Here is a 22,563-nt window from a genome sequence, read left to right on the forward strand (position 1 = left end):
GGAAGTTTGCACTTCCCTTTAACATTATTTTAGTGAGATGGTTTTAGATACTCATCGAGGTTTTTGCCTTCAGTATCTTTTGATAATGGTTCATCATCAATTGAACAGCCATACTCGGTCACGTCGTTACACATAAAAGTCGCCATGGCTTTAGCAATTTCATGTTCACCAATGATGATATGGTCGGCCCCACGTTCTTTAATGAAGCTAACTTCATCATCATAGTGAGCACGGACGATCACGGTAATATTCGGGTTCAACTCTTTTGCATGGGTCACGATTTCACCAGCCTCGTAGCCATTTGGAATCGTGAGTAGCAAAGTTTTCGCACACTCAATGCGCGCAAGGCTAATAATGTCTTTATTCGCACCATTACCTAGGATAGCGCTAAACCCGTTTTCAGCCAGCTCTTCAAACTTAGCTCGAGTGTCTTCCACGACGACTAATGGAATATCACGACGGCGCAGTTTATCAGCTAACATACCACCAACACGCCCGTAGCCGACAATGATGGCATGACCACAAATATCGACAGGAATTTGGGTTTCTTCTTCCAATGTCTCTTCGAGTAGTTGTTCCTCGATAGTCTCGGTTTTTTCTAAGTACTTATCGAGTAAACTAAAGAGTACAGGATTAAGCATAATTGAAACTATCGCACCCGCTAACACTAAGTTTTGTGCTTCTTTATCCATGACACCAAGTGCCATTCCCATGCCTGCTAAAATAAAGGCAAACTCACCAATTTGCGCCAAGCTAACAGAGATGGTTAATGCCGTTCGCCTTGAATGGCCAAATAGGCGAACAAGGATTAATGCGGCCGCAGATTTACCGACGATAATAATCGCGAGAACACCAATCACACCTAATGGATGGTCAATCAGTACGACAGGGTCGAACAGCATCCCAACGGAAACAAAGAAGAGTACAGCAAACGCGTCTCTTAGCGGGAGCGTATCCTGTGCTGCACGGTGGCTAAGTTCTGATTCATTTAACACCATACCCGCAAAGAAAGCACCGAGTGCAAATGATGCATCAAATAATGCAACAGCAGCATAGGCGATACCCAGTGCAAGAGCGAGCACAGCAAGTGTAAATAATTCACGAGAACCTGTGGATGCGGTACGTGATAAAATCCAAGGGATCACACGACGACCAATAACTATCATAATGATAATAAAGGCGACCACTTTCCCCACAGTCCATGCAAGTCCGATAAGTAACTCACTAAAGCTCGCTTGCTCAGAATTCATAATTGCAGCAGCAGCGGGTAATAGAACTAGCGTCAGAACCATCGCGAGGTCTTCAACAATTAACCAACCGATAGCAATCTGGCCTCGTTGGCTTTCAATCAGTTGCCGTTCTTCTAAGGCACGAAGTAATACAACCGTACTTGCTGTTGATAAACAGAGGCCAAAAACGATACCTGAAAAGGTTCCCCAGCCAAATAGCATGGAAAGGCCTAAACCTAAAAGAGTGGCGACTGCAATTTGTGCAATCGCTCCGGGAATGGCGATGGCTTTAACGGCTAAGAGATCTTTCAGTGAAAAATGTAGCCCGACACCAAACATCAAAAGGATAACACCAATTTCAGCTAGTTCTGGCGCAAGCGTTGTATCGGCAACAAAACCCGGAGTAAAAGGACCGGCTAAAACACCCGCCGCAAGATAGCCCACCAAAGGGGAAATTTTTAATCGCTGAGCGATCATACCTAACAAATATGCAAGGGCGAGACCACCAACAATGGTTGTGATTAAGGGCGTAGAATGCTCCATTTAGTCTCCTTTGATTGATTTGAATTTTTAGGAATCAAGTTCCCATATTTTGGAATGCACTTTGCATATAATTCTATTTTATCGTTATTTGAGAAAAATTTCCTTAAAAAATTTAAATGTTTTTCAAATAAAAGTGGTTTATTAGTGCTAAATCGTTACAAAGATGTCATTTGTGTGATTTTTTGTTGAATTTTAAGTGAGATATAGAGGTAAGTTCCCATACTTATTTTTCAATAAGTATGGGTTAAATAAAGGGAAATGACTATTTTTGTTCTAGATTTGGTAGTAATACGGTAAAAATACCCAATAAAGGCAGAAATGCACAATATTGATAAACTTGTTCGATGCTGGTTTTATCTGCGATTTGCCCCAATACTGCGGCGCCAACACCTCCCATGCCGAATGCTAACCCAAAAAACAGGCCAGATATCATTCCGGTTTTACCGGGGATCAACTCTTGTGCATAGACTAAAATGGCCGAAAACGCTGAGGCTAATATCAACCCAATGATAACGGTTAAAATGCTCGTCCAATACAGAGAGGCATGTGGTAGCAGCAATGTAAACGGCGCGACCCCTAAGATAGAGAACCAAATTACATATTTACGCCCAATCTTGTCACCAACAGGCCCGCCTATCATGGTTCCAGCGGCGACCGCAAAAAGGAAGATAAATAGGTGGATCTGCGCGTTCTGTACGGTGACACCAAATTTTTCAATAAGGTAAAAAGTGTAATAGCTACTAATACTTGCGAGATAAAAATATTTAGAAAAAATTAATATCAGCAATATAGCTAATGAACCAATGACAGCCTTACGAGGCAATACGTTGATTTCGACGTGAGATACTGGCTTTTTACTGACAGCTCGATGTTGTTGCTTATACCAACGGCTTACTTGCAATAATACGACAATCGCTAATAAGGCGGCCAAAGAGAACCAACCGACATTACCTTTACCGTAAGGCTCAATAACCAGTGCGGCAAGTAATGGCCCCAAAGATGCCCCTAAATTTCCACCAACCTGGAAAAAAGACTGTGCAAGGCCGTGACGACCGCCTGATGTCATGCGTGCGACACGAGATGATTCAGGGTGGAAGACTGAAGAACCCGTTCCTACTAGTGCGGCAGCTAATAATATAACGGGGAATGTTTCAGCCATAGCAAGTAATAGCAATCCTGTTAGTGTAAAGCCCATCCCGATAGGTAATGAATAAGGCTGTGGATGTTTATCGGTATAATAGCCAATGACAGGTTGCAGTAATGATGCTGTAATTTGGTAGGTCAATGTAATCAAACCGACTTGTGCAAAACTGAGTGAAAAATCAGACTGCAAGAGTGGATAGATAGCTAATATCAATGACTGAATCATATCGTTCAGCAAGTGAGAGAAGCTAATGGCAGTAAGAATGCTAAAAACAGTTTTACCTGTTTTACTAATAGGTTTTGCGGCAGGGGTATGACTTTGGTTGGTTGTTTGCTCACTCATAATTAGTAACTTTCATAGTTGTGTTGCTAAATTGTTATCAATATAGCGTATTTGTCATTTAATTGAACTAATAAATATCACGATAAAAAAAGTCACCATCGTTATTAATGTTGATTAATGTCTCAGTTTAATGAAACAAGCACCATTTAACGCATAGGTTATCCAATTATGATCGCAGTTTTATGCTATAAATTAGCATTTACTATTAGGGCTAGAACCTAAACATACCATAAAAATTTGAGATATAGGCAGGGAGAAAAAGATGAATTTAACCTTTAAAGCATCGGTATGCGCATTGACGGTATCTTTGGCACTGTTGCCTATCGCACAGGCAAATGCTTGGGAAAAAGATAAAACATACAATATCACGATTTTACATACGAATGACCATCATGGTCATTTTTGGCATAACGATCACGGTGAATATGGTTTAGCAGCACAGAAAACCGTTGTGGATGAAATTCGTGATGAAGTGGCTAAGCAAGGTGGCAGCTTATTATTACTTTCCGGTGGTGATATTAATACCGGTGTCCCCGAATCTGATCTGCAAGACGCTGAGCCCGATTTTAAAGGGATGAACTTAGTCGGTTATGATGCAATGGCGCTGGGTAACCATGAGTTTGATAACCCACTAGACGTACTACGTACACAAGAAAAATGGGCTAATTTTCCGTTCTTATCAGCCAATATCTATCAAACCAGCACAGGTGAGCGTCTATTTAAACCTTACCAAATATTCGATAAACAAGGTGTCAAAATTGCAGTTCTAGGATTAACCACTGACGATACGGCGAAACTAGGAAATCCTGCAAACTTCCCAGATGTTGAGTTTAGAACACCGGCGGTTGAAGCGAAAAAAGTGGTTGAAGAACTCCGCGCGACAGAAAAACCAGATATTATCATCGCGGCTACCCATATGGGGCATTACGATAACGGTCAGCATGGCTCAAATGCTCCCGGTGACGTAGAAATGGCTCGTAGCTTACCTAAAGGCTATTTGGATATGATTGTGGGCGGTCACTCACAAGATCCCGTCTGTATGTCCAGCGAGAACAAAAACTATAAACAAGTCGATTATGTTCCTGGTACCCCTTGTGCGCCTGATAACCAAAATGGCACATGGATCGTTCAGGCTCATGAATGGGGCAAATATGTGGGGCGTGCTGATTTTGAATTTAAGAATGGTAAATTCACGCTAAAACATTACCAACTGATCCCGATCAATTTGAAAAAGAAAATCACGAAAGAGGACGGAACCAGCGAGCGTGTCTATTACACTCAAGAAATAGCCCACAATGAGGACATGATGAAGTTATTGACCCCTTATCAACAAAAAGGGGGTGAGCAACTGAATGTAAAAGTCGGTTCTGTTGAAGGGAAGCTTGAAGGCGATCGCAGTAAAGTCCGTTTTGTCCAGACTAACATGGGGCATTTGTTGTTAGCGGCACAAAAAGAGCGTGCAGATGCTGATTTTGCTGTTATGAGTGGTGGCGGTGTACGTGACTCGATTGAAAGTGGTGATATTACGTACAAAGATGTTTTAAAAGTACAACCCTTTACGAATGAATTGGTCTATATCGATTTTAAAGGGGATGAAGTACTCGAGTATTTACAGGCCGCTGCGAATATGAAGCCTGATTCAGGGGCTTATGCACAATTTTATCATGTTAGCCTGACGTTAAACACAGACGGTAGCATTAGCGATGTCAAAATTGATGGCAAACCGTTTGATCCTGAAAAAACCTATCGCATGGCGACATTAAATTTCAATGCGATTGGAGGAGATGGTTATCCAAAAATCGACAATCATCCTAATTATGTTAATACAGGATTTGTCGATGCGGAGGTATTGAAAGGTTATATTGAGAAACACTCACCTTTAAAAGCGGCAGACTATGAGCCAAAAGGTGAAATTATTTATAAAAAATAATTGGTTAATTAATTTTACCAAGCCGATATAGTCTATAAAACCTGATCTTAGCCAGTGGCTGGGATCAGGTTTTTTCATATGGCATTATGCTTTTGTCTTCTTGTAATAAACAGGTTAAGGCGGCTTGTAAATGTGCAATGAAGTCGTGTTTCGAGTGAATGCCTAACTGAATTTGTTCAATAAAAAAGGGTAATTGCTGTTCTAACTTAGGGTATTTACCACTCAATCGACTGACATGTTCACTGAGCGTATCAGGCCAATCATTATCATGAAATGTTCGTAAGATATTGGTAGAGCGTATTAGTTTTTTGGCGGCTTGTTTTGATAATGTTAAGTATGTCGAGTGATCGTCTGTGTTGGCTATTTTTTGGCGATATTCTAAAAGAACAGAATGATAGTCACTATTAACGGCTAATGCGATATCCCTTGATGGACGGAATCGCGGAAAGAAGAGAGAAAGGTCTTCGCCATAAATGATTCGGCAATGATGTTTTAACCAGTATCCCCAACTATTGATATTATTGGGGGCGAGAACCTCCTGCTTGGTGGCAATATCAAAATCAATTTTAGGTATGATAGGGAAATGTTGAATACTGTTTTGCGCAATGTATTCAAGAGCTAGCATCTCGTTTTCACTGATGTTGTTATTGAAAATAACACACAAGTCGAGATCTGAAATAGAGGGGATAGCATGACCACGCGCTACACTACCATAAATAAAAATACTGCAAATAGCCTCCCCATACTCAGCCAAAAGCTCCGCCTGAACAAAGGATACTATGCCTTGGTATGTGGTTTGGGTGGTGTTATTGTTTAGTGTGCTGATGTAACCATTTTCATCAACTGCCATGATAAATCCCTTTTAGATCTTTTTAGTCATGGAGCGTTGACATAATGAGCGATGAGTCGATGTCATCGGTACACACCTAAGCAGCCTACCGCGATATTATTCTACATAAAATAATTATGTAGAATAAAGATAATGCCAACAAGAGATTATTTACACGCATCAAATCGTGTTGATATATAAAAGTAAATCACAAGGTTAGCTCGTGATCAACCACGAAAGCGGGCGCTGGCGGCTCGCCAAGGCTAACATCGGACCAACGTAGTACAGCGGCAGACGCTTCAGAGTGCCCCCCATAGGCGTATAAGACAACGAGTGAGCCGGGTTTGATCAGTTTTTGTGTGGCAGCCATGTATAAATGGATAGGAACCATTGCGGGGCCACTATACGCGTTCTGAGGAAAAGTATTCACCACTCGCTCTTTTGCTATGCCTAACGCATTGGCAGAAAACTCTGCATGCCAAGCTGTAGGTGTATTTAGTGCAACACAATCAATTTGTTCAATCGTTACGTTGGCTTTTAACAACGCGCTGTCAACGGTGCGTTTCAGGTAATATTCTGACGTGGCGCGTAGTACTTGAGACACCGTATCATCGATACGTAAACGAAGACGTTGAGATATGGGAGTCTGTTGACCTTCAATGACATCTAAGTGCCACGTTCCGCATGTTTCCCCCAGATGAATAGACTCAGTGCTAAGCAGGCCAAATGATTTTTCGACTGAACCAACAATGAAAGCGGCAGATGCATCGCCATAAAAGCGCAAAGCGGGATCATCTGCATCAAATAGGCGAGAAAATTGGGCCGTCGCAATCACTAATACTCTCTTTTTTTGTCCGCTTTGGACTAACCCACAGGCTGTGAGGAAAGCCGACATTGAGCCATTACAGGTGGCTGAAATATTGAATGCGCCGCCACCAATCCCTAATGCATGAGCAATATACCCCGCATCTCCGAAACCGATGTTATCGTCAAAGAGAGAGGTCACGATGAGACAATCGATATCACTTGCGGGTATTTTGGCCGCTGTTAACACTTTCGTGGCGGCTTTGATACCAAGCGATGAGGCACTCTCATGATTGATGACAACTCGACGTTCCACGCTACCGAGAAAAGTGTCAGATAGATAAGGTTTCATTGCGTCATCATAAAAATGAGGGGGGGAGGGTTGAGATCGAGAAAGGGAAGGTTTACGACGAACGATAGCGTCTTTATCCCACCATCCATTGGTACGTACTCCTTCAGGTAAATGAATTGCAATCGATTGAATTCCAACGGATAACATATGTTCTCCTTAGTGATGTTGATAATTAAGCTAATTGCGAGTTGTTACATTTACACCAATAAAATAAAACGATATTTCCCAAGTTAGACAATATATAAATTATAATGACTGAATATTATCACCATGAATAATCGTGTTTTTTATATAAACATAAAGATTAAATAAATATTAGATGGTAAATTTTATAGTTCAAGAACATTAATAAAAATAAAACTTTTATATATTAACTATTAAAGAAATTATAATTAAGTTGGTATTTATATTATGTATAATCTGAATGAGATAATAGGCTTTTTTATTGATGGATAATTAATGACTCTATGTAAATCAATAGGTTAATGTATTATCTCGAATAGGGGTGCCCATCAAATATTAATGGGCAATATATAGGAGGTAAAAACGATGGTGCGAAGTCACATAATCAAGCTGTTAAAGTTTTTTTATTTCTGCAAAGCTAGCATTAAGCACATTAGCTAAATCTTGTGGCGCTAACTCAATATCTAATCCTCTTTTTCCCCCAGAAATAAATATCGTCGGATATTGTTGAGCTTGGCTATCGATGACAGTCAGTAAACGTTTTTTTTGGCCGAGTGGGCTAATGCCACCGATTAAATAGCCCGTTATTTTTTGCGCGACTTGTGGATCAGCCATTTCAACTTTTTTCACGTTGAAGACTTTGGCGACCAATTTTAAATCTAATTGTCCCGACACAGGGGTAACCGCAACGGCTAATTTTTTTTGATCACCATTAAGAGCGACCAATAAGGTTTTGAAGACTTGCTTTGCATCTAAACCGAGCTTATTCACGGCTTCATCCCCAAAATTATGGACATTCGGGTCATGTTCATAAGGGTGAAGCTTAAAATTTATCTTTTGTTTTTCCAGTAGATTGACAGCAGGAGTCATATATTTACCTGTATTTTTCAATTGCGTAAATGGTCAACTAAGCTGCCATCACCAAACAAATGTAGCGCTCCAACCGCGACAACATAATAACCATCAGGTAATGATCTAAGCTTAGTGCTCCAAGCTTGGTTACGTTGTTCCATCAGTATGTGGTACACCTCATCACTGAAGGTTTTAGGTAATGTCACGTCATTATTTGGTTGGAAATCTAACCACCAACTGATCATAGTTTGTAGCGAGCGGGCATTAGTACGCCAATGTACCAGCGTATCTCTTAGTAAGGCTAGGCCTTCCTCAGGCAATGTTAATAGCAACTCGATTTGAGTATCGATACCCTCAAGTTCAATGATCTTTTTTTGTTGCGATTGTGCATTACATAATAATTGATAATCAATCCCATAGCGCCCATGTAAACCGAGGCCTTGAGCTTGGGTTGCTTGTAGGATTAAAGCAACTTGCCATGAGGGAAGGGAATCAAACTGTGTTGGTTCTTGGTGTATTTCTTGGCAATGGCTTAGTAACAAAGCGTACTCAGTAGCCGTTAAGCGTTCTTGTAACGGTACGTGAGCGTTTTCACCCGCAGTGAAAGGTGAACGCATATCAGTGATATCCGATTCAACAATCAAAGCATCGGCTTGGTTAAGCTTCTCAAGCAGTATTTCAGACAAGGGGAACATATTTTCAGTGCCCATATGAATACTGCCCACAATATGCAGTTTGAGTTTCTTTGATAAACGAATATCAACGGCAGGATAAGGATAGACGGGGGCTGCTTCCGTATGTAACCAGTTCTTTAAACTTTCGAGCAGCTTGGCCATGTCATTTCCTCATCTCATATTTAGATATCAATCCGTTAGATTAAACAATCTGACTCCGTTTGGCGACTCACTTTGCGCTATTTTTTCTTCGAAATATTACGAGACTGATTCATGGCAGTAAAATGGATATGCGCTAGGAAGCTTCAACATGAAGCGCCCCAATAGCGGAATAACTCACTCTTGGGGCGGTTTAGCTTGTCGACTAGTCTTGTTTCGGTTTAAAGCGTAATAATCGGTTGGCATTAGTCACGACCGTAATCGATGATAGCGCCATGGCAGCCCCCGCAACGACAGGGTTTAATAGGGTGCCTGTTAATGGATAAAGAATACCCGCGGCGATTGGAATGCCTAATGAGTTATACACAAAAGCACCGAACAAGTTTTGTTTCATATTGCGCAAGGTACCTTTAGAAATAGCAACCGCATCGGCCACACCGTGTAAACTTTGGCGCATTAAGGTAATGGAAGCTGTTTCGATAGCAATATCACTACCTCCGCCCATAGCAATACCAACATCTGCACGGGCTAATGCCGGAGCATCGTTGATCCCATCACCAACCATGGCAACCTTATGGCCTTTAGCTTGCAATGATTCAATTGCGGCTGATTTACCGTCTGGCATGACACCCGCAATGACTTCATCAATACCGGCTTCTTTCGCAATGGCTTTCGCGGTGACGGGGTTATCTCCCGTTAACATGACTAAACGGAAACCTTGCTTATGCAGTCGAGCTAGCGCACTGACACTGTCTTCACGTAATGGGTCACGAATGGACAGCAAAGCAGCCACTTGACCATCGATAGCCAATAATACAGGCGTTACCCCTTGTGAAGCCTGTTGATGTAAGACCGTATCGATCTCGCTCGTATTAACACCGCTTTGTGCAAGGAGTTTTTGATTTCCGAGCAAAACGGTTTGACCATTAACGACTGCACTGATACCGAGACCCGCTAATGTTCTAAATTGCTCATTGGCTGGGAGTGAAAGTCCTTTAGCCCGTTGAGTAATGGCACGAGCAAGCGGGTGGTTAGAGCCACTTTCAAGTGAGGCGGCAATTTGCAACACTTCATGTTCAGAAAAATGATTAAAGGTATGAATATCCGTAACTTGGGGCATTCCTTCCGTTAACGTCCCAGTCTTGTCGAAAACAATGGTATCTAATTCACTGGCTTGCTGGAGGGCATCGGCATCACGTACTAATACGCCAAACTCGGCTGCCCGCCCGACACCAGAAATAATCGACATCGGTGTCGCTAACCCTAATGCGCATGGGCAAGCAATGATCAGAACCGTGGTTGTAATCACTAAGGCATAAGTAATTTGTGGTGCAGGACCGACAAAATACCAAATGAGGCCGGAGATGACGGCAATTGCAACGACCACAGGCACGAATACAGCGGAAATGCGGTCGGCTAATTGGCCAATTTGTGGTTTACTACTTTGTGCTTGGCGAACTAAGTGAATAATACGTGCAAGCGTGGTTTGGCTACCGACGGCTGCCGCACGGAAAAGAACTGTTCCATCTTGCACAACAGTACCTGCATGAACTTGATCCCCTTTGGTTTTTTGTTGAGGGATCGGTTCTCCTGTCAGCATAGCTTCATCTAACCAAACTTCGCCTTCTATGATTTCACCATCAACAGGAACACGATCCCCTGTTGCTAGGCGTAATATCATGCCTTTTTTAACTTGTTCGAGAGGCAAATCGACTTCCCCTTGCTCGGTTACCACACGCGCTGTGGGTGGCGTTAAGTCGAGTAGCCTTTCCAGCGCTTTTGAAGAGCGTTGACGGGCGCGCTGTTCAAGAGCATGGCCTAAGTTAATCAAACCGATGATCATCGCACTGGCTTCATAATAAAGATGGCGAGCTTGTTCTGGAAACAGCTCAGGCCATAGATTAACCACTATCGAGTATAACCAAGCCGCCCCAGTTCCTAATGCGACTAAGGTATCCATAGTCGCACTGCCATTTTTGAGGCTTTGCCATGCATTTTTATAGAAGTGACCACCTGCAAATACCATTACAGCTAAGGTTAAGATACCAATTGTCAGCCAAATGAAATGGTTTTGAGGGCTTAACATCATATTATCGCCCATCATACCCCAGATCATGACTGGGATACCGAGCGCTAATGCCAGTGCTGATTGCCAACGAAAGCGACGCATATTGGCATCTGCAACTTGTTGCTGGCGTTCACGTCGTTTCGCTTCATCCTGAATAATTTCTGCACCATAACCGGCTTTTTCAACAGCGGCGACGAGATCTGCGGGTTGTGTTGTACCAGTGACTAACGCACTGCGTTCAGCAAGATTAACCCGTGCATTCTCAACCCCTGCTACGCTGGTTAGCGCTTTTTGTACTTTATTAACGCAACTCGCACAGGTCATGCCATCTAATAGCAATTGAATACTGTCATCAGCTGGCGATATTTCAGGTTGTTGATCGACGTCAGACTGCTGTGCCGGAATATCACAGATTGCCGCTGAGCTTGTTTCCGGTTGCTCAGTTGGTATGGTCAGCGGCTCAGTTTTTGGGGCAGTCGTGTCATCTTCATCGCTCTGCGTTGCTTGATAGCCTATTCCCGTCACTGCTGCAATTAACTGTTCTACCGGAGCATTACCGTAGACAACAGCCGACTCGGTATTCACATCCGCTTTCTCTACCCCCTCAACGGCTTCAAGGGCGAGGCGAGTTTTTTCTGCACATTTCATGCAGCTCAGTCCTGATAAGGCTAAATTCACACGGTTTGGCACAGCGACTTGCGCTTTATAGCCAGCTTGTTCAACGGCTTGAATTAAGGCTTCTGCGGTTGTATTGCCATAAACGCTAGCTTGTTGGGTATCTACAATAGCAGCGGCAACACCGTCAACGGCTTCAAGAGCTTGCTGAGTTTTACCTGCACAGTTCATGCAACTTAGGCCGGAAAGCTGTAGCGTTACATCCGGTTTTTCAGCCACTTTGGCTTCATATCCTGCTGCTTCAATGGTTTCAATCAACGACTGCGCACTGGCATTAGTTTCAATAACGGCATACTCGATCGTGACTTTGACATTTTCAATATCTGAACGAGCTTCGAGCGCTTTGGTCACTGTATTCACACAGTGCATGCAACTTAGTCCTTGCAGGGAGAGAATGATTTTGCTACTCATAAGTTAAATCTCCTAAACTCATGACTGATTCCGTCTTTTTTATTATCATGACAGAATTCAATGAGTTTTTTAAATCATATAAATTTTGATATATAGAAAAGGTTAAACCTTCCCTCAAGGTTAAGGTCAAGAGATATGATGAATATTAGCGAAATTGCCAAAAAAACAGGCCTTACCGCAAAGGCCATTCGTTTTTATGAAGAAAAAGGTTTAATTACGCCACCTGAGCGGGGCGAAAATAGTTATCGCTATTATCAGGATAGACATCTCGATGAATTGGGCTTATTGAAACAAGCAAAAGATGTTGGGTTTACCTTAGAGGAGTGTGGCGAATTACTAGGCTTGTTCCGTAATCCAGCGAGACACAGTGCTGACGTAAAAAGTACGACGATGGCTAAAATCGCTGAATTAGAGCAGACAATTGCAAAATTGTCTGCCATAAAGGATACCTTACAAGAATTAGTGGATGCCTGTCCTGGTGATGAGGGCGCTGATTGCCCGATTATTGATCACCTTGCACGGAGCTGTTGTCATCATGACAAGGCTTAACATGCAATGTGATACCATCAACTGAGGTGATAATCACCTCAGTTCCGGCTTTTAATGGTAATTCACTATAGACTCGCCAGCTGCCATCCGCTAGACGTGCACGGCTAAAACCCTCTTCAGTATCAGAGAGTAAACGAACTTTGACGCCAATAAGTTGATGGCTTTTTTGGTTTATCTCATCAGCGGGCACATTTTTGCGTGAACTTAACCATTTCCGCCATAATATCGCGGAAGCGATGGTGAAGACGGCAAATAAGATGCCTTGCCATTCCCACCCAAGGAAAGGCAGGAGCAATGCCGTGATCGCCACGACTACCGCGGCGATACCTGACCATAATAGATAACCTCCGGTGCCGAGTAATTCAGCAATCAGCAATAAACCACCAAGGCATAGCCAAAACCAAGCAGGTTGAGCGCTGATAAGTTCTATCATGAGTTTTCCTGCTTTTTAGTGTTGTTATTGCTGTTTTTACTCTGGTTGATAAGTTCAGAGATACCGCCAATCGCCCCCATTAAATTACTGGCTTCAAGAGGCATCATGATGACTTTACTATTATCTGCCGCACCAATGCTAGCAAGTGCATCGGTGTATTTCTGAGCAACGAAATAATTAATGGCTTGCATGTCACCGGCAGAGATAGCCTCAGACACCATTTGGGTGGCTTTAGCCTCGGCCTCAGCGGCTCTCTCGCGAGCCTCTGCTTGCAGGAATGCAGACTGACGATCCCCTTCAGCTTTGAGAATTTGTGATTGTTTTTCACCTTCGGCTTTTAGGATCGCGGCTTGACGGATACCCTCTGCCTCAAGAATATCAGCACGCTTAGTACGTTCCGCTTTCATCTGTGCGTTCATCGCGTTAATAAGCTCTTTAGGCGGTTTTACATCACGAATTTCAATACGGGTAATTTTCACGCCCCAAGGGTTGGTTGCATCATCTACGATATGAAGCAGGCGAGAGTTAATCGCATCACGTTGTGACAGCATTTCATCCAATTCCATTGAGCCTAAAACGGTACGGATATTGGTCATGGTGAGATTCAGCACAGATAGCTCAAGGTTGCTGACTTCATAGGCTGCACGGACTGGGTCAACGACTTGAATAAAGCAAACAGCATCAATCGTTACGTTAGCGTTATCGCGTGAGATAACTTCTTGTGATGGAATATCAAGAACTTGTTCCATCATATTGATACGACGACCTATTTTATCCATAAAAGGCACAATGATATGAAGACCCGGTTGTAATGTGCGGGTATAGCGCCCAAAACGTTCAACAGTCCATTGGTATCCTTGCGGTACTGTTTTTACGCAGGTAAAAACAATAACGATGGCGATAAAAATGATTATGGGTATAGCACCAAACGCGAACAAGTCCATTATTAATCCTTACTTAATAAAGTAATGAATACACTTGGCGACGATATTTACTGGCGACAGCATCACCCGTTCCCATCGCTGACATAATATCCATCATGGTTTTTTTCACAGCGCCTTCTCCAGCACTGAGGTCTTTTTTCAAGAAGTTTAGTAATATTTCTAATGCTTCTTCATTACGATTGACTTCATGCAATTTTAGGGCTAATTGCACTGCTAAAGCCGCATTGCTCGGGTCTGCTTCAAATTGCTGTTGTAGCTGTTGAATTTCTGGTGTATCAGCAGCTTGTCTTAACAGTTCAATTTGGGCAAGCAAGCCTTGATAACGGCTGTCTTGATCTTGCATTGGCACGGATGACAATGTCGTTTCAGCCTCATCAACTTGATTCAGGTGGATTTGCGTTTCAGCCAGCAGTAATGTGATTTCACTGTTTTTAGCATTGAGCTGGTGGGCTTCTTTCAGTAATGGTAAGGCTTCTTGGTGCTTACCTTCAGCGATCAATTCTGCTGCTTGTGCTGCTTTTAATTCTTCAGGGCTTGGTAAAACGCGTGAAAGTATCTCTAACACGACTTCCTCGGGTTGAGGGCCTTGAAAACCATCAACAGGACGACCTTCTTGCAATACATAGACAGTAGGGATTGCTCGAAGACCAAACTGAGCGGCAACGTTTTGTTCTACATCACAATTAACTCGAGCCAATATAAATAGGCCGGCATAGTCATTGGCAATTTTGTCGAGCGTTGCGCCAAGCTCTTGGCAATGTGGACTTTGTGCTGACCAGAAATAGAACATAACAGGTATCTGCATTGATTGTTCTACGACTTGGTGCAGGTTTTGTTCATTAACATCGATGATTTGGGCAAAAGCTTGCATAAGATATCTCTTTCAAATAAGTTTCTAATATTGTATACGTGGGGCTAATTTGTTTTTTTTCAAGCTTTTTTTCCCTGACCCGCCAGTATTTTATCCATTAAACAGTCCGGCAAGAGTCGTTTTAGAATACGTACCGCAACAGTCAGTAACGTAACAGAATAACGAATACGTGGACGAGTGCTTTCAAGGGCATGCACTAATTTTTCCACCACATGTTCTGGGGTTAAGGTAAAACGTTGTGCGATACTTGGATTTTTAACCGGTTTATCCAGCTGAGTCTGTTCTACGTTATGGGTGAAATGGGTATGAATAGGTCCCGGTTCAATTAAACTCACATGGATGTTGGTCCCTTTTAATTCGAGACGTAGTGCATCTGACCAAGCCTCTAATGCATATTTACTGGCGGCATAAGCGCCACGGCCGGGCGTAGAGATAATCCCCATCACTGAGCTAGTTTGGACGATCCGCCCTTCATTATGTGCTAGCATCGCTGGGAGTAGACGCAAGGTCAATTGGTGTATTCCGAAAAAGTTAGTCGAAAACTGAGCTTCTAACTGCTGGCGGCTAATACTAGTGAGTTCACCGTAGACGCCAAATCCCGCGTTATTGAATAATCCGAAAAGCCGACCATGACAGAGGCTGAGTACCTCATCCGCAGCGCGATCTATGCTATGGTTATCATCAAGATTGAGCTCTACAGCATCAAATCCCAATCCTTTGAGACGTAAAATATCGGCTTCTTTACGGCAAGCGACAATCACATGATAGCCGCGTTGGCGAAGGGTTTGAGCTGCACACAACCCAATACCGCTAGATGCACCAGTGATAAATACCGATTTTTGCATAACTTTACCTACCTGTAGGCTCAAATTGAGATAAAAATTGCTTTATTATTACTCACTTATTTAAACCTTTATTCTGATGGTGAAAATAAATAAGGTTGCAATTGTTTTTCCATAAAATCAGCAATAGAAGGTTGAGCTTCTTCTGTTGGATGAATACCATCCTGTTGGATCCATTCAGGCTTGGTAATAATGGTTTCCATATAAAAAGGCAGCAGTGGAACCGCATTTTTTTGCGCAAGCGTTGGATAGACTTTTTCAAAACTAGAAGTATAGCGTTTACCGTAGTTTGGCGGTATACGAATTTGCATTAAAAGCGGTTTAGCGCCCGATTGCGTTATTTGTTCGATAATTTGTTGTAGTGTGTTTTCCATCTGTTGAACAGATAACCCCTGCAAACCATCGTTTGCACCTAACTCGATCAACACCCAGTCGGGTTTATTTTGTTCCAGTAAGGCAGGAAGACGCTCCAGTCCTTGTGCGGAGGTGTTTCCACTGATACTGCCGTTAACAACAATAACGGGCGGTGACAATTTCTGCCAACGTTCGGCGAGTAAGGATGCCCAAGCTTGCTCTGCCGGTAGTCGATAGCCTGCACTTAGGCTGTCACCCAGGATCAATAGTTTTGTGGTGGCGAGTGCTGGTCCACTCGCGCCAAATAACAGGAGAAATACCAGTAAATGTCGGCGGAAAATATTCTTGAAGTTCATCATCTCATTAAACGTGTTGGTCAAGGTGAACATGAATTGACTATATTGCAAGGTGTTGAGCTAATTGTCGAGTCCGGTCAAACAATTGCTTTAATTGGCGAGTCAGGTTCTGGTAAATCGACACTGCTCGGTATCATTGCTGGACTGGATGATGGCAGCAGCGGTAGCGTTAGCCTGTTAGGCCAAGATCTTACTCAACTGGATGAAGAACAACGGGCATTTCTCCGTGCTCAGAGTGTTGGATTTGTTTTTCAATCGTTTATGTTGATCCCTTCACTCAATGCGCTAGAGAATGTGCAGTTACCCGCCTTATTGCGCGGAGAGCCCGAGTCTGCAAGTTATCAACAAGCCGCGAGTTTATTGACTGAATTGGGGTTAGGTAATCGATTAAAACATATGCCAGCTCAATTATCAGGAGGTGAACAACAGCGTGTCGCCTTAGCGAGAGCATTTAATGGTCGCCCTAAAATTCTGTTTGCAGATGAACCGACTGGCAACCTTGATCGTCATACCGGCGATAAAATTGCAGACTTATTATTCTCAATGAACAAAGAATATGGCACGACGTTGATTTTAGTGACCCATGACAATGAATTGGCAGCTCGTTGCCAACGTCGTTTACGATTAGTGGATGGTGTATTGAGGGAAGAGGCATGATTTGGCGTTGGTTTTGGCGAGAATGGAAAACGCCATCACTTTTGATTGTCTGGCTTGCGCTAACATTGGCAGTGGCATGTGTTTTAGCGTTAGGACGCATTAGCGATCGTATTGAAAACAGCATGAGCTATCAAAGCCGTGAACTGTTGGCAGGCGATTTGGTGCTACGTTCATCTCATCCTAGTGATCCCTCTTGGTTACAACAAGCCAAAGATAACGGCTTAACGCTAAGCCAGCAAATGTCGTTTTCTACCATGGCATACTCAACGGTAGATGAAGCGTTACGCCCTCAACTAGTCCTAGTGAAAGCGGCGGATCAGGCATATCCATTGTATGGTGAGCTCATTACTGAGCCAGCAGGGCTGCGCCCAACGAAAGGGGAAATTTTAGTCACCCCTCGTTTATTGGAGTTACTGAATTTAAAGATTGGCGATGATATTGATATTGGCGATGCCACGTTAAAAATTTCAGGTAAATTAATTCAAGAGCCTGATAGTGGTTTTAACCCATTTCAAATTGCCCCTAGAGTGTTAATTGCATTGGACGATGCAGAATCGACAGGAGCAGTTCAGGTAGGGAGCCGCTTAACTTATCGCGATATGTTTGCGGGCGATAGTGCCGCTATTGATGCATTTGAGGCTCAGTTTGATAAGCAACTCAGAACTGACCAACGTTGGTATACCTTAAAAGAAAATAGCGGGGCAGTAGGGAAAACGTTCCAACGCGCTCAGCAATTTTTACTGCTGTCGGTATTGTTGACCTTGTTGTTAGCAATCGCGGCAGTGGTTGTCTCGATGACCCATTATTGTCGTAGTCGTCACCAACTAATTGCGGTATTGAAAACGTTGGGGGCTGGGTGTTCAGCATTACAAAAATGGGTTATTGGTCAGTGGTTAGTGATATTAATGGCGGCGGCGCTATTAGGGTCGCTGTTAGGATTAGCGTTCGAAGGTATTTTGATGCAAATACTGGGCGCAATGTTACCTAAAGCACTTCCTTCAGCGAGTTTATGGCCATGGGTTTGGGCTATTGGTACGCTATTTTTAATCGCCATAATTGTCGGGATCCGTCCTTATCGCCAATTGATGGCTACGCAACCATCACGAGTTTTACGGGAAGATGCTCCTTCACCTGTTTGGCCGCTGTATTATTATTTGCCAATCGTCAGCTTGATCGTTGTTGGGGGACTCTTTCTGTTTGCCGGAGTTAACCCTCTTTTATGGTCAATTTTGATTGGTATTGTGATCGTCGCGGTTTTATTGGCATTAATTGGGTGGCTTGGTTTGTGGCTATTGCGGCAATTGAAGTTTAAGCAATTGAGTTTACGTCTTTCAGTTAGCCGTTTATTGCGTCAACCGCTACAAACAATTACGCAAATGAGCGCATTTTCGCTCTCATTCATGTTACTGGCACTATTGATCTTAGTGAGGGGGGATTTATTGGATAAATGGCAGCAGCAACTGCCAGCAGACAGCCCCAATTATTTTCTAATTAATATGAATGAGTCACAGATAAAACCGGTGACAGAGCTGTTAGCGAAGCACCAAGTGAAGCCGACAGAGTTTTATCCGGTAGTATTAGCTCGTTTGTCTGAAATAAATAATACCTCTGCAATAGAGTGGGCTGATGAGAGAGACCCTAACAATAATACGGTGCGACGTGAATTAAGCCTCACATGGCAATCCTCTCTACCTGACGCCAATGTGGTGAATGAAGGAACGTGGCCGCCTAAAGAGGGAGAAGTTTCCATTGAACAAACTGTGGTGAAACAGCTAGGAATCAAAATAGGGGATAAACTGACGTTTAATGCGGGAGCTCAAGTCTTTAGTGCAACAGTCAGTAGCATTCGTACTGTTGACTGGGAAAGTTTGCGACCGAACTTTTTCTTTATCTTCTCAGAGGAGACTTTAAACGATATCCCCGCGACATGGATGAGCAGTTTTTACTATGATGGCAATGGCAAATTGTTAACGGATTTGAGCCGTAACTATCCTACTATCAATGTATTAGATACTGGTGCCTTGATCGCACAAATCCAGCAAATTTTACAACAAGTAAGTCAAGCGCTTGAAGTCATGGTAGTACTCGTGATTTTCTGTGGTTTACTACTTTTATTAGCGCAAATTCAAGTCGGAATGAGCCAAAGAGAACGCGAGTTAGTGGTCTATCGCACGTTAGGGGCAAGTAAAAAATTGATGCGTCGTACCTTATGGAGTGAATTTGCCTTACTTGGCTTAATGGCGGGACTTGCGGCGGCATTTGGTGCAGAGGTTGCTTTATGGTTATTACAAACCAAAGTGTTTGATTTTCCTTGGCAGCCAGAGTGGTCAATGTGGTTATTATTGCCATTATGTGCAGCGCTACTGCTATCGATTTGTGGTAGCTGGCTTGGCATTCGTTTGTTAGGCACTGGCAATCAACATCGTCGCATGCCAAATAGCTAATTTATTTTATGAATACGGCTTCTTATTTTTGACTAGTGCAGGAGTAAGAAGCCGTTCAAATAACTGTCTTAATTCCATCACTAAATTGTCATTTATCCTGCTTATGATTCCCGAGTCAATAAATGATTAACTATTTGATGGGAACATAATAATGCAGCCTCGCCGCACCATAAAATTACGTACATTATCGTTACTTGCAACATTGATTGCATTTTCCAACACAGGGTATGCTCAACAAGAAGTCTCTGCAACACTAGCAGGACACGCTATTTTATCGGTCAATTCTACAGTACCAGCGCCCACTGATGCACCACTAGATTTACAGGTTAGCGGAAAATATACGACAGGAAATCGTATTGACGAACTCGGTAAGGTTGAAGGGAAGTCTGCTGATCGTCCAACTGGGATGCATGTACCGATTAAAGGTCAACCTCGACAGGGACATTCCGGTATTAAACGTATGGCCGATGGCACCTATTGGGTACTGACCGACAATGGTTATGGCAATAAGGTTAATTCACCAGACTCGATGCTGTATTTAACTCAATACGACATTGATTTTAAAACCGGCCAAGCCAATCCACTCAATACTGTTTTCTTCCACGACCCGGATAAAATCATTCCATTTCATATCATGAATGAAAGTACAGATAAGCGTTATCTAACAGGGAGTGATTTTGATCCTGAAAGCTTTCAATTTGCGGATGGCGCATTATGGGTAGGGGATGAGTTTGGTCCTTATTTAATTAAGATGGACCTCAATGGCAAAGTTCTCGCATTATTTGAAACTCACGTTGATGGCAAAAAAGTGATTTCACCTGATCACTATCAAGTTACCACGCCTGCTAAACCTACGGATAAAATTCATTTTCAAGTCAACCGTTCAAAAGGTTTTGAAGGCATGGCCTCATCACCAGATGGCACTAAGCTATACCCCATGCTTGAAGGGGCTATTTGGGATGAAGAGAAACAAGATTATGAAAATGTCGATGGCAAGCGTGCCGCTCGTATCCTTGAATTTGATGTGAAAAAACAGCAATGGAGTGGACGTAGTTGGTTATATGTCTTTGAAGATAATCAAAATGCCATCGGCGATTTCAATATGATTGATGATACACACGGTTTGATTATTGAGCGTGATAATGGAGAAGGCACAGCCGATAAAGCCTGTCCTGAAAGTGCCACAGAGACGCAAAATTGTTTTAGTCAACTAGCGAAGTTTAAGCGTGTTTATCGTATTGAGTTTTCGGATACCAATCAAGGCAAACCGGTTGATAAACAAGCCTATATCGATTTAATGAATATAAAAGACCCGCAAGGAATGGCAAAGAAACCGTTGAATAATGGCGTATTCACTTTCCCATTCTTTACGATTGAAAATGTTGATGTTGTCGATAGTGAACATATTATTGTCGGTAATGATAATAACTATCCATTTTCATCGAGCCGTGACCCTAATCAAGCGGATGATAATGAATTTATCTTATTAAAGGTACCTGCGTTGTTAAATCCTTAATTTTCCTTGTCTATTTTGATTTTTTTGCTCGGGGTGTAGCCCGAGCTTTTTTATTTTATCACTCACGACATACAGTGATAAATGGCATCATTTTTTAGCGGATAAAACAGGCGGTTTCATCATTAACGTTAGCATGAGGATCACGACAACAGGGGCGGCGATAATAAGAAATGCAGGTGTAAAACTACTTGTATAATCCTTAATCGCACCCGCAATAAATGGCGCTAAACACGCCACAGTAGAAATTAAATTCACCACGGAAAATAACTCTAAATAGGGGCCACGACCAAAATAATTGGATAATAAAACGCTGGAGGCTAAGAAAGTCATGCCATAGCCGATACCGACACAGAGCACAAATAATATCAACCATAACCATGAGGTTGCGATACTTAATGAAATAACCCCAAATACCATAATGATCAGGCTAACAATTAACAGTTTTTTGGGCTCCAACCATTCTCCAACGGCACCACCAATAAATCTTGAAAATGCGTTAACAAAAGCCATTGTACTGAGTAATGAAACGGCAATAGTGATACCAAAGCCGCGCTCTTCAATATGGGCAACCGCGAAACTGTTAACCGTAATACCGCACCATAAAAATGAAGTATAGGTTGCTGCTATTAAATAAAACTGCCAAGTGCGCAAAGCACGACGTACTGTCCATACCTCTGTAGTGCGATAAATCGGTTTACTGCCGTCGCTAACCTGTTTTTGCATCACATGTTTAGCATGTTCTCGTTCTCGATTACCTTCACGCAATGCTAACAGGGTAATGAATGTCACAATACCAAGGTAAACAGCGCAGAGTACCCAATGCATACGCCACGAACCTAACTGATTTGATGCATAAAAATAGATCCAAGGCCCAGCGACACCACCCAATCCACCAATCGTAAAATATAAACCAAAGGCTAATGACTGCTTTTCAAATAGGCGAGAAAGCACATAGGTTCCAGGAACGGTCGCCAGTAAAGTGAAACCCACACCAATGAGTGCTGTGCCAAGAAAATAGCGGTTAATGGTTTCTGTTGAATATAAACTATAAAAACCGGCAATAAAGATCAGCGTACCGAGAAGGAGTGTCAGGCGAACGCCGATTTTTCGGATAAGCAAGGAGGGCAGGAAACTTGCAAGACCACAGGTTAACCCTAATAAGGTGAAACCAAACCCTGCTTCTGTCCAGCTCCATTTCAGCTCTTCGATCATACTGGGGAGGACAACACCCAATGACGTAAAGGTGGTTGCAGTGGCTAAAAAATAAACCATCCCTAAAAGAATGAGGATACTCCACTGATAGAGTGGGCTAAATAAGGATGGGGAATCTGTCGCGGCCATGTCAACTCCAGTAACTCTGCCTTTTCGTAAAAAAAAGCAGCCATATAAATGCAAAATGCCC

At 42.7% G+C, this 22,563-nt stretch carries 18 protein-coding genes; 5 read left to right on the forward strand and 13 right to left on the reverse strand.

The window, feature by feature from the left end; translation table 11 throughout:
* Window positions 1-29 precede the first annotated feature (29 nt).
* Both ybaL and P2E05_RS05625 read right to left on the reverse strand, forming a co-directional pair.
* Window positions 30-1,772 carry a YbaL family putative K(+) efflux transporter gene (gene ybaL, locus P2E05_RS05620; protein ID WP_154635641.1) on the reverse strand — a complete coding sequence of 581 codons (1,743 nt, stop codon included), beginning with the start codon at window positions 1,770-1,772 and terminating at the stop codon, window positions 30-32.
* 262 nt (window positions 1,773-2,034) lie between these two features.
* A complete protein-coding gene (locus P2E05_RS05625) occupies window positions 2,035-3,258 on the reverse strand; it encodes an MFS transporter (RefSeq protein ID WP_276123042.1) in 1,224 nt (407 codons plus the stop codon).
* 262 nt (window positions 3,259-3,520) lie between these two features.
* Here P2E05_RS05625 and ushA point away from each other — a divergent pair, with 262 nt between their 5' ends.
* Entirely contained in the window at window positions 3,521-5,188 is a 1,668-nt protein-coding gene (ushA, locus tag P2E05_RS05630; protein WP_154635642.1) for a bifunctional UDP-sugar hydrolase/5'-nucleotidase UshA, read from the forward strand.
* Between the two features lie 64 nt (window positions 5,189-5,252).
* Here ushA and P2E05_RS05635 read toward each other — a convergent pair whose 3' ends face one another.
* From P2E05_RS05635 to copA, 5 genes are all read right to left on the reverse strand, one after another.
* The gene (locus P2E05_RS05635) at window positions 5,253-6,038 is read right to left on the reverse strand and encodes a nucleotidyltransferase domain-containing protein (protein WP_276123044.1); all 786 of its coding nucleotides are present in this window, start codon (window positions 6,036-6,038) and stop codon (window positions 5,253-5,255) included.
* 187 nt (window positions 6,039-6,225) lie between these two features.
* Window positions 6,226-7,320: a 3-oxoacyl-ACP synthase III family protein gene (locus P2E05_RS21640; protein WP_154623471.1), complete on the reverse strand. Its 1,095-nt coding sequence runs from the start codon at window positions 7,318-7,320 to the stop codon at window positions 6,226-6,228.
* Window positions 7,321-7,749: 429 nt separating this feature from the next.
* Entirely contained in the window at window positions 7,750-8,226 is a 477-nt protein-coding gene (gene ybaK / locus P2E05_RS05645) for a Cys-tRNA(Pro)/Cys-tRNA(Cys) deacylase YbaK (RefSeq protein ID WP_276123045.1), read from the reverse strand.
* Between the two features lie 17 nt (window positions 8,227-8,243).
* Window positions 8,244-9,044: a TraB/GumN family protein gene (locus P2E05_RS05650; protein WP_154623266.1), complete on the reverse strand. Its 801-nt coding sequence runs from the start codon at window positions 9,042-9,044 to the stop codon at window positions 8,244-8,246.
* Window positions 9,045-9,246: 202 nt separating this feature from the next.
* On the reverse strand, window positions 9,247-12,195 hold the full coding sequence (copA, locus tag P2E05_RS05655; RefSeq protein WP_276123046.1) for a copper-exporting P-type ATPase CopA: 2,949 nt from the start codon (window positions 12,193-12,195) through the stop codon (window positions 9,247-9,249).
* A 138-nt stretch (window positions 12,196-12,333) separates the two neighbouring features.
* On the opposite strand from copA, the gene cueR reads away from it, so the two are divergent.
* Complete coding sequence (gene cueR, locus P2E05_RS05660) at window positions 12,334-12,744, forward strand: Cu(I)-responsive transcriptional regulator (RefSeq protein WP_154623282.1); 411 nt, start codon at window positions 12,334-12,336, stop codon at window positions 12,742-12,744.
* On the opposite strand, the gene P2E05_RS05665 is transcribed toward cueR, so the two are convergent.
* From P2E05_RS05665 to tesA, 5 genes are all read right to left on the reverse strand, one after another.
* A complete protein-coding gene (locus P2E05_RS05665) occupies window positions 12,698-13,177 on the reverse strand; it encodes an NfeD family protein (protein WP_154623268.1) in 480 nt (159 codons plus the stop codon). The genes cueR and P2E05_RS05665 overlap by 47 nt on opposite strands.
* Entirely contained in the window at window positions 13,174-14,121 is a 948-nt protein-coding gene (locus P2E05_RS05670; RefSeq protein WP_154623269.1) for an SPFH domain-containing protein, read from the reverse strand. The genes P2E05_RS05665 and P2E05_RS05670 overlap by 4 nt, the downstream gene beginning before the upstream one ends.
* Before the next feature lie 13 nt (window positions 14,122-14,134).
* Window positions 14,135-14,992, reverse strand: a complete 858-nt coding sequence (locus P2E05_RS05675) for a co-chaperone YbbN (RefSeq protein WP_154623270.1) — start codon at window positions 14,990-14,992, stop codon at window positions 14,135-14,137.
* Window positions 14,993-15,051: 59 nt separating this feature from the next.
* Window positions 15,052-15,837, reverse strand: coding sequence for an SDR family oxidoreductase (locus P2E05_RS05680; RefSeq protein WP_154623271.1), 786 nt, complete (start codon window positions 15,835-15,837; stop codon window positions 15,052-15,054).
* A 68-nt stretch (window positions 15,838-15,905) separates the two neighbouring features.
* Window positions 15,906-16,544: a multifunctional acyl-CoA thioesterase I/protease I/lysophospholipase L1 gene (gene tesA / locus P2E05_RS05685; RefSeq protein ID WP_195848160.1), complete on the reverse strand. Its 639-nt coding sequence runs from the start codon at window positions 16,542-16,544 to the stop codon at window positions 15,906-15,908.
* Between tesA and ybbA the strand changes: the two genes are divergently transcribed.
* The 3 genes from ybbA (at window position 16,515) to P2E05_RS05700 (ending at window position 21,161) form a co-directional block, all read left to right on the forward strand.
* Window positions 16,515-17,201, forward strand: a complete 687-nt coding sequence (gene ybbA / locus P2E05_RS05690; RefSeq protein ID WP_154623273.1) for a putative ABC transporter ATP-binding protein YbbA — start codon at window positions 16,515-16,517, stop codon at window positions 17,199-17,201. The genes tesA and ybbA overlap by 30 nt on opposite strands.
* Complete coding sequence (ybbP, locus tag P2E05_RS05695) at window positions 17,198-19,645, forward strand: putative ABC transporter permease subunit YbbP (protein WP_276123047.1); 2,448 nt, start codon at window positions 17,198-17,200, stop codon at window positions 19,643-19,645. Before ybbA ends, ybbP begins: the two co-directional genes overlap by 4 nt.
* A gap of 151 nt (window positions 19,646-19,796) precedes the next feature.
* On the forward strand, window positions 19,797-21,161 hold the full coding sequence (locus P2E05_RS05700; RefSeq protein WP_196713415.1) for an esterase-like activity of phytase family protein: 1,365 nt from the start codon (window positions 19,797-19,799) through the stop codon (window positions 21,159-21,161).
* 87 nt (window positions 21,162-21,248) lie between these two features.
* On the opposite strand, the gene P2E05_RS05705 is transcribed toward P2E05_RS05700, so the two are convergent.
* Window positions 21,249-22,502: a CynX/NimT family MFS transporter gene (locus tag P2E05_RS05705; RefSeq protein ID WP_154623276.1), complete on the reverse strand. Its 1,254-nt coding sequence runs from the start codon at window positions 22,500-22,502 to the stop codon at window positions 21,249-21,251.
* Window positions 22,503-22,563: the final 61 nt, after the last annotated feature.

Source organism: Providencia stuartii (genome assembly GCF_029277985.1).
Classification (GTDB): Bacteria; Pseudomonadota; Gammaproteobacteria; order Enterobacterales; family Enterobacteriaceae; genus Providencia; species Providencia zhejiangensis.

Coding starts and splice junctions, on each gene's coding strand:
- ushA (WP_154635642.1), top strand. CDS start 3,521: ATGAATTTAACCTTTAAAGCATCGGTATGCGCATTGACGGTATCTTTG.
- P2E05_RS05675 (WP_154623270.1), bottom strand. CDS start 14,992: ATGCAAGCTTTTGCCCAAATCATCGATGTTAATGAACAAAACCTGCAC.
- cueR (WP_154623282.1), top strand. CDS start 12,334: ATGAATATTAGCGAAATTGCCAAAAAAACAGGCCTTACCGCAAAGGCC.
- P2E05_RS05650 (WP_154623266.1), bottom strand. CDS start 9,044: ATGGCCAAGCTGCTCGAAAGTTTAAAGAACTGGTTACATACGGAAGCA.
- tesA (WP_195848160.1), bottom strand. CDS start 16,544: ATGAACTTCAAGAATATTTTCCGCCGACATTTACTGGTATTTCTCCTG.
- ybbP (WP_276123047.1), top strand. CDS start 17,198: ATGATTTGGCGTTGGTTTTGGCGAGAATGGAAAACGCCATCACTTTTG.
- ybaK (WP_276123045.1), bottom strand. CDS start 8,226: ATGACTCCTGCTGTCAATCTACTGGAAAAACAAAAGATAAATTTTAAG.
- P2E05_RS05670 (WP_154623269.1), bottom strand. CDS start 14,121: ATGGACTTGTTCGCGTTTGGTGCTATACCCATAATCATTTTTATCGCC.
- P2E05_RS05635 (WP_276123044.1), bottom strand. CDS start 6,038: ATGGCAGTTGATGAAAATGGTTACATCAGCACACTAAACAATAACACC.
- P2E05_RS05665 (WP_154623268.1), bottom strand. CDS start 13,177: ATGATAGAACTTATCAGCGCTCAACCTGCTTGGTTTTGGCTATGCCTT.
- ybbA (WP_154623273.1), top strand. CDS start 16,515: ATGTCGGCGGAAAATATTCTTGAAGTTCATCATCTCATTAAACGTGTT.
- P2E05_RS05705 (WP_154623276.1), bottom strand. CDS start 22,502: ATGGCCGCGACAGATTCCCCATCCTTATTTAGCCCACTCTATCAGTGG.
- P2E05_RS21640 (WP_154623471.1), bottom strand. CDS start 7,320: ATGTTATCCGTTGGAATTCAATCGATTGCAATTCATTTACCTGAAGGA.
- P2E05_RS05625 (WP_276123042.1), bottom strand. CDS start 3,258: ATGAGTGAGCAAACAACCAACCAAAGTCATACCCCTGCCGCAAAACCT.
- copA (WP_276123046.1), bottom strand. CDS start 12,195: ATGAGTAGCAAAATCATTCTCTCCCTGCAAGGACTAAGTTGCATGCAC.
- P2E05_RS05680 (WP_154623271.1), bottom strand. CDS start 15,837: ATGCAAAAATCGGTATTTATCACTGGTGCATCTAGCGGTATTGGGTTG.
- P2E05_RS05700 (WP_196713415.1), top strand. CDS start 19,797: ATGCAGCCTCGCCGCACCATAAAATTACGTACATTATCGTTACTTGCA.
- ybaL (WP_154635641.1), bottom strand. CDS start 1,772: ATGGAGCATTCTACGCCCTTAATCACAACCATTGTTGGTGGTCTCGCC.